At 62.8% G+C, this 14,282-nt stretch carries 9 protein-coding genes and 1 tRNA gene; 1 reads left to right on the top strand and 9 read right to left on the bottom strand.

What is annotated here, in order from left to right; translation table 11 throughout:
- Positions 1-35: 35 nt before the first annotated feature.
- From AABB87_RS08550 to AABB87_RS08530, 5 genes are all read right to left on the bottom strand, one after another.
- A tRNA-Val gene (locus tag AABB87_RS08550) sits at positions 36-110 on the bottom strand.
- Positions 111-205: 95 nt separating this feature from the next.
- Entirely contained in the window at positions 206-928 is a 723-nt protein-coding gene (dnaQ, locus tag AABB87_RS08545) for a DNA polymerase III subunit epsilon (RefSeq protein ID WP_341970838.1), read from the bottom strand.
- Between the two features lie 27 nt (positions 929-955).
- The gene (lgt, locus tag AABB87_RS08540; RefSeq protein WP_341970837.1) at positions 956-1,771 is read right to left on the bottom strand and encodes a prolipoprotein diacylglyceryl transferase; all 816 of its coding nucleotides are present in this window, start codon (positions 1,769-1,771) and stop codon (positions 956-958) included.
- Positions 1,772-1,872: 101 nt separating this feature from the next.
- Positions 1,873-2,865: a tetratricopeptide repeat protein gene (locus AABB87_RS08535; RefSeq protein WP_341970836.1), complete on the bottom strand. Its 993-nt coding sequence runs from the start codon at positions 2,863-2,865 to the stop codon at positions 1,873-1,875.
- A 99-nt stretch (positions 2,866-2,964) separates the two neighbouring features.
- Positions 2,965-3,867, bottom strand: coding sequence for a LysR family transcriptional regulator (locus AABB87_RS08530; protein ID WP_341970835.1), 903 nt, complete (start codon positions 3,865-3,867; stop codon positions 2,965-2,967).
- A gap of 136 nt (positions 3,868-4,003) precedes the next feature.
- Here AABB87_RS08530 and ilvD point away from each other — a divergent pair, with 136 nt between their 5' ends.
- On the top strand, positions 4,004-5,692 hold the full coding sequence (ilvD, locus tag AABB87_RS08525) for a dihydroxy-acid dehydratase (RefSeq protein WP_058719390.1): 1,689 nt from the start codon (positions 4,004-4,006) through the stop codon (positions 5,690-5,692).
- A gap of 296 nt (positions 5,693-5,988) precedes the next feature.
- Here ilvD and AABB87_RS08520 read toward each other — a convergent pair whose 3' ends face one another.
- The 4 genes from AABB87_RS08520 to glk all read right to left on the bottom strand — a co-directional run bounded on the left by AABB87_RS08520 (position 5,989) and on the right by glk (position 14,252).
- Complete coding sequence (locus AABB87_RS08520; protein WP_341970834.1) at positions 5,989-8,547, bottom strand: glycoside hydrolase family 3 protein; 2,559 nt, start codon at positions 8,545-8,547, stop codon at positions 5,989-5,991.
- Positions 8,548-8,696: 149 nt separating this feature from the next.
- Positions 8,697-10,532, bottom strand: a complete 1,836-nt coding sequence (ptsG, locus tag AABB87_RS08515) for a PTS glucose transporter subunit IIBC (protein ID WP_341970833.1) — start codon at positions 10,530-10,532, stop codon at positions 8,697-8,699.
- A gap of 17 nt (positions 10,533-10,549) precedes the next feature.
- On the bottom strand, positions 10,550-13,129 hold the full coding sequence (gene ptsP / locus AABB87_RS08510; protein ID WP_341970832.1) for a phosphoenolpyruvate--protein phosphotransferase: 2,580 nt from the start codon (positions 13,127-13,129) through the stop codon (positions 10,550-10,552).
- 157 nt (positions 13,130-13,286) lie between these two features.
- Positions 13,287-14,252: a glucokinase gene (gene glk, locus AABB87_RS08505; RefSeq protein ID WP_341970831.1), complete on the bottom strand. Its 966-nt coding sequence runs from the start codon at positions 14,250-14,252 to the stop codon at positions 13,287-13,289.
- Positions 14,253-14,282 lie beyond the last annotated feature (30 nt).

Genomic DNA, 14,282 nt, shown 5'->3' with positions numbered 1-14,282 from the left:
TGAAGTCGATACGGTTGTCGACCAATCATCAATTCTGGTGGGCGGTGCAGGGTTCGAACCTGCGACCCCTGCCGTGTGAAGGCAGTGCTCTACCACTGAGCTAACCGCCCGGTATTTGCGTCGCTGCAGCAAATTTCTCGTTTGAGTTATTTGCTAACCGGGAAGCCCACGATTATGCCATGCTTTTTTTAGCCTGGCGAGAATTTCATGCAGAAATTACTTCTGCACTCTTCCAGACCCGTTTTCCACCGCTGGCTTTGTCCAGCTCCAGCAGCACTTTCTCGTGCGCTTGCAACTCCTCATCGCTGGCCGACAACACCGGCAAAGAGAAGCTGCTGAGGTCCACGGCGGCCACACGGTATTCGCCGTCTTCGCCACTGCCCTCGCCCGCATCGTCCATCACCAGCGAGTCTTGCCCGCGGGTCAGGCGGATGTAGACCTCGGCCAGCAATTCCGCGTCCAGCAAAGCGCCGTGCAGCTTGCGGTTGGAGTTGTCCACTTCCAGGCGGCGGCACAGGGCGTCCAGCGAATTGGCCTTGCCGGGGAACATCTCGCGCGCCATCAGCAAGGTGTCGCGCACGTTGCCCACCACATCGGTGATGGGGCCCAGCTTGAGGCGCTTCAACTCCGCATTGATAAAGCCAATGTCGAAGGGCGCGTTGTGAATCACCAGTTCCGCGTCGGCCAAGAACGTCAGCAGTTCGGGCGCGATCTGCGCGAACAGTGGCTTGTCGGACAAAAACGCCTCGGTCAGGCCGTGGACCCGCAAGGCGTCCTCATGGCTGGCGCGTTGCGGATTGATGTAGATGTGCAGGTTGTTACCGGTCAGCTGGCGGTTGATCATCTCAACGCAGCCGATTTCAATCACGCGGTCACCGCCCTCGGCCAGCAGGCCGGTGGTTTCGGTGTCGAAGAAGATTTGACGCATAGTTTTTGAAAGTAACTGGGCGGAGGGTCAGGTCTTGCTAGCGGCGGGTTGGCGCTGCTTGCTGGCCCACAGCCAGATCAGTAGGCCCACCGCAATCATGGGCAAAGACAGCCATTGACCCTGGCTCAGGTTGAGGGCCCGCAGGCCCAGGAAGTCGTCCGGCTGGCGGAAGTATTCGGTGACGAAGCGCTGCAGGCCATAGCCCATCAGGAACACGCCGGAGACTTGGCCGGTCAGACGCGGCTTCTTGGCGTAGAACCACACCAGCAGGAAGAGCAACACGCCTTCGCCGATGAATTGATAAAGCGGCGACGGGTGCAAAGGCAGGGGCGAACCCGATTGCGGATAGACCATGGCCCAGGGCAGGTTTGGGTCGGCCGGCCGGCCCCACAACTCACCGTTGATGAAGTTACCGATGCGCCCGGCCCCCAGGCCGGTGGGCACGCAAGGCGCAATCAGGTCGGTGACCTGGAAGAAGCTGCGGCCGCGCAGCTTGGCAAACAGCGCCATTGCCGCGATCACGCCCAGCAAGCCGCCGTGGAAGGCCATGCCGCCCTTCCACACCGCGAACACCTCGCCGAGGTTGTGGATGTAGTAGTCAGGCTTGTAGAACAGGACATAACCCAGGCGCCCACCCAGCACCACGCCCAGCACGCCGAAGAAGAGCAAATCGTCCACGTCCTGGCGGGTCCAGCCTTGCGAGGCCCACTCCGGCTGCGACACGCGCTTGCTGGCCAGCCATATGAACATGCCGAAGGCGGCCAGATAAGTCAGCCCATACCAATGAATGGCGAGTGGGCCGAGCTTGAGAGCGATGGGGTCGAATTGGGGGTGAACCCACATGGGAAATCCTTCTGAAATCAGCCGCGCATCATAGTGCGGCGGCTTCTTGGCCCGCCGCTGGGGAGGGCCGCGAGAACTTGTTCAAGTCGGCATAGCGACCATTAACCGAGGGCGGCCAAACTCTTGCGGGCATCCTTCAAATGGCCGGGCTCCGCGCGTTTGCTGGCCAGATAGCGGCGGTAAGCCTGCTTGGCCGGCTCAATCTGCCCCACCGCGACCAAGGCGTCGGCCAAGCGGTGGTCGATGGGCAAGCCCTCCGCGCCGGCCAAGCCACTGGCTTGCTCAAAAAGCGGGATGGCCTCGGCGGGCTGCTCCAGCTCCTGGGCCAAGCGCGCCAGATAGTAGTAAGCGGCGGCCTGCTTGGGCTGGTCTTTTTGCAGCTGGACGTACATGCGCTTGACGCGATCAAACTGCTTGTCCTTGATCCAATGCCGACCCAGCTCGCCGTAGGCATTGCGCACATCCTCGGCCAAGGCCGCATCGTTGCCGACGCGCACGGCCATCAACTCGCGTTCCGCCTCGTCCCATTTGTCTTGGCGCGCCTGGATGAGCGAGCGCAGCAAGCGCGCCTGCTCCGGCTGCTTGCTGCGGATGGCTGCCTCCAGCTCGCGCGCCTTGGCCACGCTGCCGCCCAGAAACTCCGGGATCAGCAAATAGATCTGAGCGAGCTTGCTGCGCGCTTCAAACAGCTCGGGGTCCAGCTCCAAGGCTGTGCTCAGGCTGGCCCGCACCTTGGGCAAGAGGCTCAGGGCCTTGAACTTGCTCTCGATCAGCACCTGCTGGCCCAGCACCCGCGCCAGCGCCAGATGGCACACCGCCTCGCGCGGCGCACGTTCCACGCATTGCTGAGCAGTCTTGGCGGCGGCGTCCAGCTGGCGAGCGTCATAGCCCGCGGTGGCGGCAATAGCCTTGGCGGCCAGGGCCTGGCTGTCGTCCGGCGCTTGGGTCAGGCGCTGCTGCGCCGCCTGCTCAAGCGCGTCGAACTTTTCGGCCTCCAGCAGTTGCTGCAACTGCGGCTCCTTGAACACGACAGCATGTGCGAACTGGCTGCACAGCAGCAGGGCAAGACCTGCCCCCAGCATGCGCAGCGACACTTTGGATGAGCGGGGGCTGCGCTGAGACTTATGGGATGTGTGCAAAGGTTTGATGCCATGCGGCCGCAATGAGAACGGCCTAATTATCGGCGGCCCGCATCAGACGCCGGTCGAGGGCGCAATTTGCCCCGCAATATGCTCGACAAAGCGCTGCACCGTCGGTGCGCAGTCGCGCCGCCAGATCAGGCTGGTTTCACAGGTGGGTGCCAAGGCCTGCACCGCTTTGTAAGCCACCCCGGCGCGGCCAAAAGCCTGCACGCTGGCCGGCACCCAGGCCGCGCCAATGCCTGCCGACACCAGGTTGACGATGGTTTGCATCTGGATCGCCTCTTGCACGATGCGCGGCTGCCGGCCCTGCGCTTGATAAAAGCCCAGCACCGCATCAAACAAGGTGGGTGCAATGGCGCGGGGAAAGATCACCAGCGGCAAGGCCAGTACCTGCTCGGCCGTCAAGCAAGGCAAAGCGGCCTCGGCCTGCGCGGTGCTGACGGCCAAGACCATTGCTTCGCTGGCGATGCTCAGACGCTCAAAGCCCGGCGGGCATGCGCCGGGTGCGTGAATGATGAAGCCCGCGTCCAGCTCGCCGCTGGCGAAGTCAGGCAACTGCACGTCCAGAGTGGCCTCGCGCAAGCTCAAGGAAATGTCGGGATAGCGCTCGCGAAAGCCGCGCAGCCAGCGTGGGAAGTCACCATAGCCCACGGTCGACACAAAGCCCAGCTTGAGTTCGCCGCGGCTGCCGCTGGCCGCTGCGCGGACCAAAGGCCCCAAGCCCTCGGCCTGCGCCAGCAAGGCCCGCGCCTGCGGCAGCAGGGCTGCACCGGCCGGCGTCAACGCCACGGTGCGGCTGGTGCGCGCCAGCAGCGGCACGCCCAGCGATTGCTCCAACTTCTGGATCGCCTGGGTCAGCGGTGGCTGGGTCATGTGCAGGCGCTGGGCGGCTCGGCCAAAGTGCAGGTCTTCGGCCACGGCCACAAATTGACGCAGGCTGCGCAAGTCGGTCATTGATATGAAAGTCAGATTGATTCAGTGTCAATAATATATTTGATAAAGCAATGTCGGCAATTCATACTGGCGCATCGCTTGGCAGATTGACCCATCAAAAAGCCAGCCCACCCCGCTATCGCAGGAGACATCAGCCATGAGCAGCACCCCCGCCAATCGCCGATCCAAGAACATCACCGAAGGCGTTGCCCGCGCCCCGAACCGTTCCATGTACTACGGCATGGGCTATCAGGAAAGCGACTTCGGCAAGCCGATGATCGGCGTGGCCAACGGCCACTCCACCATCACGCCTTGCAACTCAGGCCTGCAAAAGCTGGCCGATGCGGCCGTGATCGGCCTGAAAGAAGCCGGTGCCAACCCGCAGATCTTCGGCACGCCCACCATCTCCGACGGCATGGCCATGGGCACAGAGGGCATGAAGTACAGCCTGGTTTCGCGCGAGGTGATTTCCGACTGCGTGGAGACCTGCGTCGGCGGTCAGTGGATGGACGGCGTCATCGTCATCGGCGGCTGCGACAAGAACATGCCCGGCGGCATGATGGGCATGCTGCGCGCCAATGTGCCCTCGCTGTATGTCTACGGCGGCACCATCCTGCCGGGCAAGCACAAGGGCCAGGATCTGAACATCGTCAGCGTCTTTGAAGCCGTGGGCCAATTCAGCGCCGGCAAGATGAGCGAAGAAGACTTCTGCGCCATTGAGCGCAAAGCCATCCCCGGCAGCGGCTCTTGCGGCGGCATGTACACCGCCAACACCATGAGCTCGTCCTTCGAGGCGCTGGGCATGAGCCTGCCCTACTCTTCGACCATGGCCAATGTCGAGGACGAGGTGGTGCAAAGCGTCAAGAAGGCGGCGGCCGTGCTGGTCGAAGCCGTCAAGGCTGACCTGAAGCCGCGTGACATCGTCACCAAGCAAGCGATCGAAAACGCCGTGGCCGTCATCATGGCCACGGGTGGCTCCACCAACGCGGTGCTGCACTTCCTGGCGATTGCCCATGCGGCCGAGGTGGACTGGACCATCGATGACTTCGAGCGTGTGCGTCGCCGCACGCCAGTGCTGTGCGACTTGAAGCCCAGCGGTCAGTTCCTGGCGATTGATCTGCACCACGCCGGCGGCATCCCCGCAGTGATGAAGGAGTTGCTCAAGCACGGCCTGCTGCATGGCGACGCCATGACCATCACCGGCAAGACGGTGGCCGAGAACCTGGCCGATGTGCCCGAGCTGCGCGCCGATCAAACCGTGATCCGCCCGGTGACGAATCCCATCTACGCCGAAGGCCATCTGGCCATCCTGAAGGGCAATCTCTCGCCCGAGGGCTGCGTGGCCAAGATCACCGGCCTGAAAAACCCGGTGATGAGCGGCCCAGCGCGGGTGTTCGAAGACGAGCAATCGGCCCTGGCCGCCATCATGGCCGGCAAGATCGTCGCCGGTGACGTCATGGTGCTGCGTTATCTGGGCCCCAAGGGCGGCCCAGGCATGCCCGAAATGTTGGCCCCCACCGGCGCCCTGATCGGCCAAGGCCTGGGCGAAAGCGTGGGCCTGATCACCGACGGCCGCTTCTCCGGCGGCACCTGGGGCATGGTGGTCGGCCACGTGGCCCCCGAGGCCTATGAAGGCGGCGTGATCGCCCTGGTGAAGGAAGGTGACCGCATCACCATCGACGCCCATCAGCTGCTGCTGGAGTTGCATGTCGATGCGGCAGAACTGGCTACCCGCAAGGCCGCCTGGGTCAAGCCCGCGCCGCGTTACACCCGTGGCGTGTTGGCCAAGTTCGCGAAGAACGCCTCCAGCGCCAGTTCAGGCGCGGTGTTGGACAAGTTCGAGTAATTGCGAAGCAATTTGCTTGGCTGAGTCAGCCAAGCAGGACGCAGCACAGCTGCGTCCTCTCGCACTTGCGCCACAAATTTGAATAAGTGCGAAGCACTTAGCTTGGTCTGAAGGACCGAGCCTGCCGCCGCAAAGCGGAGGCAGTTCAAATTTGCGCCACAAGTTCGAATAATTGCGTAGCAATTGCCTTGGTCGAGAAGACCAAGGCTGCCACTGCCACGCGGCGCCAATTCGAACTTGCGCTACAAATTTGAGTAACGCGAACTACCCCACCCGTTCGCGCTAACTCAAAACCTCTACGGGCATCGCACACTCGCCGCCGGCACCGCCTCAATGCGCACATGGTGCAAGACCATGTCCAACTCGCCGCTGGTGCTCAGCGCAAACGGCGACAGCAACATATCCAGCTTGGCCGTAGCAAAACACGCCATGCTGACCGACAAGGTTTCCCACTGATCCGGCTTGGCCTGGCGCAAGGCCTGCGTGATGGAACGCTCGGCCAGGCAGTCGGTGCCGCAATTCATGGCCAGCTTCACCTCGGCCGTGGGCGCGCGCTTGACCCGGACATCAAAGACCAAAGCCTTAGCCGCAAGGGCCGAGTAGTCCACACGCTCCTTGGCAAAGAAACCTGCGCTAGCCGCGGCCCTGCCACTCCATTGCAGCTGAATGGCGTCCTCTTGCACCAGGCGATCAACTGCACGGTAGCTGATGGCACCCAGGCTGGCCACATTGGAAGTGACGGTTTTGCTGTGATTCAGATCGTCCGCCAGCATCAATTGCCAAGGCTCCAGCGTGCGGTTCTTGAAGATGGTGGCCGTTTGTGCAGACTGCTTTGCAAGTTGCCAAGCCTCAGACAAATCATCACCCACTGAACTCTTGTCCGCATAAGTCAGCCCATAGCCACGCGGGAAAAGCGGCCCATCCCCCTCGCCCTTCCCTTCGGCCAGTCCTGGCGCTTGGTCAGGCCGTGCCGGCCAGGCAAAAGCCAGCTTGCCTTTGAAGTCGAAACGCACGCCGTTCTTTGCATCGCGCATGATCACATCGGCCACGCCCGCACCTTCGGTGCCCGGTTGCCAGATCACCGCAAAAGCATCCGATGCATTCAATTCCGGGTTCACCCACAGTGGTCGCCCGGTGATGAAGAGCGAGACCACCGGGATACCCTGCGCCTTGAACTTCTTCAAGAGTTGCAATTCCTTGTCGGAGGCGAAATCCAGCTTGCTGATATCGCCTTGCATCTCGGCATAGGGGTTCTCGCCAAACACCACCACGGCGACATCTGGGCGTTCTTGGTAGTCGCCATTGACGCTCAAAGTCACCCGGCTGCCATTCGCATTGGCCGCGGCGGCCATGCCCTGGTAAATCGAGGTGGCACCGGGGAAGTCGCTGTTCACATTGCCCGTGCCTTGCCAGGAGATGCTCCAGCCGCCCGCTTGCTTGCCGATGTCATCCGCGCCATCACCGGCCAGCAAGATCTTGCTGCCGGCCTTGATGGGCAATAACTGATTCTTGTTTTTCAGCAAGACCAGCGATTCACGCACCGCCTGGCGAGCAATGTCGCGGTGCGCGGCAGCGCCCAACACTTCACTCTTGCCAGCCAGCGCATAGCTCGATGGTGCACCCCGCTCAAACAAACCGGCTCGCATTTTGACGCGCAGGATCCGGCGCACCGCGTCGTCCAGGCGTGCCTGTGGAATCTCGCCACTTCTGGCCTGAGCCAGGGTGTTTTCATAGAGAAGCTTCCAGTCTTCCGGCACCATGAAGATGTCGATGCCGGCATTGATGGCCTGCGCGCAATTGTTTCGGGTGCAGCCGGGCACAAACTCATGGCCGCTCCAGTCGCCCACCACCAGGCCATCGAAGCCCATATGGTCTTTGAGAATGTCGGTCAGCAGGTATTTGTGGCCGTGCATGCGATCACCCCGCCAACTGCTGAAAGACACCATCACGGTTTGCACGCCCGACTCAATCGCGCTGACATAGCCCTGGGCGTGCAGTCTCACCAACTCGGCTTCGCTGGCATCGGTTTGGCCACGATCAATACCGCCTTGCGTGCCACCGTCGCCGATATAGTGCTTGGCGGTGGCGATCACATGCTGATCGGAGAGAAAGCCCTTCGTTCCAGGCTCGCCTTGAAGGCCCTCCACCATTTTTCCGGCATAGGCTTTGACGATCTCCGGGCTTTCGGCATAGGACTCGTAGGTGCGACCCCAGCGAGCGTCGCGCGCCACGGCCACCGTCGGTGCAAAGCTCCAACCAATCCCGGTAACGCCAATTTCGCGGGCCGTGGCCGCGCCGATCTGTTTGATCAAGCCCGGGTTGTTCGCCGCACCCAGCGCGATATTGTGGGGATACAAGGTCGCGCCGATCACATTGTTATGCCCGTGCACCGCGTCCGTGCCCCACATGATGGGAATGACCACACCGTTTGCGCTCGGCTGCATCGAGGCTTTGTAAAAGCCATCCGCCAGGGCCACCCAATCCTGGGCCTTGGCAAACTTGTCATTGCCGGGGAAACTACCACCGCCATTCAGCACCGAGCCGATGTGATATTTGCTGACATCGGTCAGGCTGATATGGCGAATCTCGGGCTGTATGGTTTGCCCGACTTTTTGTTCCAGGCTCATCTTGGCAATGAGCGCGTCAATCCTCTTTTCCATTGCCGGGTCTTTGGCGAGGCGGCTGATGGGTTTGGGCCAAAGCGCGGGGTTGCCGCTCATCGTCGTAGCGCTTGTTGCCGCCACCGCTGCCGGCGAACTCACGACCGTTGCGGCACTTTGGCAGGCCGCCAGCATCCAAACACCCGCGGCATAGACCGGCAGATGGGGCAAATTGCGTTTCAAGAATTGCGTCATAGGGCTTGCCTTGCGATCAGGGGTTCCAGGGCCGCCATCAGCGGGCGGCAGCGAATGAACGAAAAGAAAAGAAAAGTCAGGGGCAACGCCGATGGCTACTCTGAGCCAGCCGGACGGCCTGCCTGCATGCCAGCCTCTTGTCGAGACGGCTACCGCATGGCCTTGGCGAACTGCGCCGCATCGCTGCCAACGATCAGGTGCAGGGTGTCCGCACTGACCCGCATCACCGCATTGGCCCCCGCCTTGCTCGCCGCAGCTTCATCAAACTGAGCAGCGTCGAGCAATTGCACCCGCAGGCGGGTAAAGGCCACGGCCTGCAAGCTGCGTAGATTGGCTTTGCCGCCCAGCGCGGCCAAGAGCGGCCCGGCAGCTTCGGCCACCCAGGGAGAAATGGGCTGCTCAGCGCTGCCGGCATCCACCGCATGACTCGCTGCGCCTGCTGAACCCGCTGCACCCGCTGCTCCAGTCGAAGCTGGGCTGGCTAAGGCCTCGCCGCCATCGGCTTCCGCGCCAGCCACCGCCAGATAGTCCTGCATCTCACCTTTGAGGTTCTCCGCTGCGGGGCCAAAAATGGCCTGAACACCGCTACCCACAACAACCACGCCGGCGGCGCCAAGCGCCTTGAGCCGCGCCTGGTCGACCTTGGCAGGCGTCTTCACCGTCACCCGAAGACGCGTGATGCAGGCATCCAGATTGACGATATTGCTGCGGCCGCCAAAGGCCAGCACCAGATCCAGTGCGCGGCCAAATTGACCGTTACTCGTCACCACTTCCGCAGCGTTGCTCGGCGTGCTGCCATCCGCCTCCACTTCACGGCCCGGTGTTTTGAGATTGAACTTGACGATCACGAAGCGGAACACGCCGTAATAGATGGCCGCGTAAATCGGGCCAAGCACGAACACATACCAAGCGTGTTGGGCCTTATCCCCGATCAGGTTGAACATCAAGAAGTCGATGCCCCCTTGCGAGAAAGTGAAGCCCATATGCATGTGCAGGCTGTTGGCCAGGAACTGCGCCGAGGCGGCCAAGCAGGCATGCAGGAAGTACAGCACCGGGGCAACGAAGAGAAACGCGAACTCGATGGGCTCGGTGATGCCGGTCAAAAATGACGTTAGCGCTGCCGACACCATCATGCCACCCACGGCCAGCTTCTTCTCAGGCCGCGCGGTATGCCAAATCGCAATCGCGGCAGCCGGCAGGCCGAACATCTTGAACAAAAACGCGCCGGCCAAGATGCCTGCCGTCGGGTCGCCGGCGAAGAAGCGGTTGATGTCACCGCTCACCACCTTGCCCGAGGCGTCGGTGAAGGAGCCCATCTCAAAGAAGAAAGGCACGTTCCAGATGTGGTGCAAGCCGAAGGGAATCAGCAAACGCTCGAAGAAGCCGTAGACCGTGGCGGCGGTGGTGGGGTCGCTGACGGCGGCCCAATGCGAGAAGGCCTTGATGGCGCCACCAATCGGCGGCCAGATGAAGGCCAGCACGACGCCCAGCACCAATGCGCCGAGCGCAGTGACGATGGGCACAAAGCGCTTGCCGGCAAAAAAGCCCAGGTAGGCCGGCAGCGAAATCCGGTAATAGCGGTTGAACATCATGGCGGCCATACCGCCCGCCAGGATGCCGCCAAACACGCCGGTTTGAATCGAAGGCTGGCCCATGATCATGTCGGGCTTGATGCCAAGAATGCCGGCCATCACGCCCAGCGTCACCGTCATCACCAGAAAGCCTATGGTGGCTGCAATCGCGGCCACCCCATCGTTCTGGGTAAAGCCCAGGGCCACACCGATGGCAAAGATCAGCGGCAAATTGCCGAAGATCACATCGCCCGCATTCTTCATCAGCGACAGGATCGCCAGGAACACGGCATTGCTAGTGTGGAAGTCGGTGGCGCCCAAGCCGAGCAGCAAGCCGGCCACCGGCAGCACCGCGACCGGCATCATCAAGGCCTTGCCGATTTTTTGCAGCGCCGAAAAAGCGTTTTGGAACATGGCTGTGGTCTCTTTTTTTAGATTGTTGTTTCGGCCAGGGCCGCGAAGGCGGCCAGGCGGGCACGCACCTCACGGGCGCTACCCAGCAGCAGCACCTCGCGCGCCAGCTGCTGGCACGCGGTCAGGGTCAAGCGTTTGACCTGCGCCTTGATGGCAGGGATGGCCGGCACCGAGACTGACAGCTCTGTCACCCCCAGGCCGATCAGCACCGGCACGGCCAGCGGCTCAGACGCCAGGCCGCCACACACGCCAACCCATTTGCCATGCTGGCTCGCGCCCTCGCAGCTCATGGCGATCATCTTCAGCACGGCCGGGTGCAAGGCATCGGCCTGTTTGGCCAGCTGCGGGTGGCCGCGGTCCATCGCCAGCGTGTACTGGGTCAGGTCATTGCTGCCGATGGAGAAAAAGTCCGCCTCGCGGGCGAATTGCTCGGCCAGCAGCGCAGCCGATGGCACCTCAATCATCAAGCCGACTTTCACATCGCCGACGCCCAACGCCACTTGCTCTTCGGCCAAGATGCCGCGGGCTTCCCGCCACTCGTCCAAGGTGGCGATCATGGGGAACATGATGTGCAGCTGCGCCAGCGGCGCGGCGCGCAAGATGGCACGCAACTGGGTGCGGAACATAGCTGGCCGCGCCAAGCTCACCCGCACGCCGCGCAGGCCCAGGAAGGGGTTGTCCTCCTTGGGCAGGGGCAGATAGGGCAAGGGTTTGTCACCGCCGACATCGAGCGTGCGAATCACCAGCACCCGCTCAGGCCCGAGGGCTTGGGCCACGGCGCTGTAGGCCTGGGCCTGCTCTTCCTCGCTGGGCGCCGTGTCGCGTTCATCAAAAAGGAATTCTGAACGCAGCAAGCCCACGCCTTCGGCGCCATGCGTTAAGCCCTCAAGCGTGTCGGCCGCATTGCGCACATTGGCCACGACCTCGATGCGCTGCCCATCCAAGGTGGTGGCGGGCAGATGCGCCTGCGCCGCTTCTTCGCTGCGGCGCTGCGCTTGTTGCGCCATGCGCAGCCGGGCCGACTCAAGTGCTGCAGCGTCGGGTGCGGTTTGCAGAACGCCGCTGGAGCCGTCCATTACCACTTGGCTGCCCTCGGCCAGATTCAGCGCGGCGGCATCGATGCCGCAGATGGCCGGAATACCCAGTGAGCGGGCCAGAATCGCCACATGGCTGGTGGCGCCGCCGGTGGTGGTGCAAAAGCCCAGCACCTTGCTGCGATCCAGGGCGGCAGTGTCGGACGGGCTCAATTCCTCGGCAATCAGAATCGAGTTGTCAGGGACTTGGATGGCCGTCTGCGCCACCCCAGCCAGCAAGGCCAGCACGCGCCGCCCAACGTCACGGATGTCGTGGGCGCGCTCGCGCAACAGTGCGTTGTCCAGCGCCTCCAACTGGGCGGCAGCGCCGGTGTAGGCGCTGCGCCAAGCGTAGCCGGCGCTTTCGCCAGCGCTGATGCCGGCAATCGCGGCTTCAAACAAATCGGGGTCGGCCAGCAACTCTTGGTGGGCGCTGAGGATTTGTGCCTTGCTGGCATCGGACAGTGCGGCCTTGAGGGTCTCCAGCTGGGCATGGGCTTCATGCAAGGCGGCGTCTAGACGGGCGCGTTCATGCTTGGGCGTGCCACCCGTTTTTGCGACATCAATCGCGCCCACGCGGAACTGCACGATCTGGCCCACGGCCAAGCCGGGAGAAGCCGACACGCCCACGAGCTCTCCGGCCGCGGCGGCGACAGTCCGCGCCGCCACCGGGTTCGCGGAAGCTGCAGGTTCGGCGCGAGCTGGCGCAGCTGAAACCGCCTCAGCAAGGTTCTCGCCACAGCCTTGCGCCAGCAACTCTGCCAGCACCGAAGTCGCCTCGGCCGCGTCGGGCCCCGAAGCCTGAATCAACACCTCATCGCCCTGCTTAGTTGAGAGCGCCATGACGGCCACCAAAGACTTGGCATTGGCCTCTTTTGAGCCCAGCACCAGTCGCACATCGGACAAGTATTTCTTCGCTGCGGCGGCCAGCACCGCAGCGGGCCGGGCGTGCAAGCCTGCCGGGTTGGGCAAGCGAACGGGGGCTGAGCGCTGTGCGCTAGTTGAGCTGCTGTCGCTGCCTTGGCGACTGACGGCCGCTGTCTCGGCCAAATCCAGCACCATCAAAGCGTCTTGGCCGGCCACAACACGGCCACGCGCCGGCGCAATGCGAGTCACCGACTCCCCATTGGCCACCACGATTTGCGTCAGCAAGCTGCGCGCACCCAGGGCCACCGCATCGGCATCGAAGCGAATCAGCGCCTGGCCCACCGCTACACGATCCCCTTGCTTGACCAAGGGGGTGAAGCCTGCGCCCTTCAGCAAGACGGTATCCACGCCGATATGCAGCAAGATCTCGGGGCCGGCGTCGCTGGCGATGGTGAGCGCGTGATGGGCGTCGTGCAGCTGAGTGATCCGGCCTGCCACCGGTGCGAGCAATTCATTCGAAGTGGGGTCCAGCGAAATGCCGTCGCCCACCATCTTTTGCGCAAACACGGGGTCGGGCACCTGCTCGAGCGGCAGCAAGAGGCCCGAGAGCGGCGCCAAGAGAGTGAGTTGATTTTGGTTTTTGCTGCTTTGTTGCATGGTTTGAGAAAAAATTGGGAGGCGCTCTGCCCATAGACGCAAGTTTGCTCAGGGCTTGTTGACCAAGGCAGGTGAACAACTCCGATGCTGACCGCCACGCGGCAGGGCCAACATCCCTACTCTGAATTTGTCATGGCGGCTGAGCACCGGCCCCTCGCTACAAACCAAGATCCAGCGCCCGCGAGGCGCCATCCAGGGCCGGCGAAACCGCCGCATCAATGACAAAGCAAGGAATGGCGGCCAAGTAGTCAGCGAAGCGGCCCTTGCCTTCAAAGCGGGCACGGAAGTTCGACTGGCGTAACTCCTTGAGTAAACGGGGTGCCACGCCGCCGCCGATGTAAACGCCGCCTCGCGCCCCCAGCGTCAGGGCCAGATTGCCGGCCACGCTACCCAGGAAGTTGCAGAAGAGCTCAATCGCTTGCTTGGCCAGGGCATCGCCTTGCTCGGCACGCTGCAAAACCTCGGGAGGGGTCAGTTCGGGCAAGTCTTGGCCGGCAATTTCAGCGCAGGCCCGGTAGAGATTGACCAAGCCCGGCCCCGAGAGCGCGCGCTCCGCCGACACATGGCCAAAGCGCAGACGCAGGCGAGCGACCACCGCATCCTCAAAAGCATCTTGGCCCGCCAGCGTGGTGTGCCCGCCCTCACCCGACAAGGGGCACCACGTGCCATTGGGCAGGGCCAGCAGACCGGCGACACCCAGGCCGGTGCCGGCGCCCAGCACGGCCAGCGGCTCGCCGGCGACCGAACTGCCACCGTCCAGGGCATGCAACTGGCTGGAGTCCAGGCTTGGCAGGGCCAGGGCCAAGGCAGTGAAGTCATTCACCACCGACAGGTGCTCCACGCCCAGATCGCGTTTGAGCGCCTGGATCGAGAAGGACCAATTGCCATTGGTCATACGCACCTGATCACCGTCGATTGGATTGGCAATGCCCAGTGCGGCGGCCTGCGGCCGAGCCGGGGCATGCTCCGCCACATAACTTGAAATAGCGTCGGCAATGGTTGGGTAGTCGGCACAGCGATAGTTCACACAGTGGGCCACCGGCACTTCGGGTGCCTCGACCCATGCAAAGCGGGCATTGGTCCCGCCGATATCACCCAACAAGCGGGGGTAGGTTTCGGTCATCACAGCTTCAGTTTGCAAAAAAGAGGAAAG

Source organism: Roseateles sp. PN1, assembly GCF_038419725.1.
In the GTDB taxonomy this organism is placed as follows: Bacteria; Pseudomonadota; Gammaproteobacteria; order Burkholderiales; family Burkholderiaceae_C; genus Paucibacter_A.
This window is presented reverse-complemented; position numbering and strand designations above follow the sequence as displayed.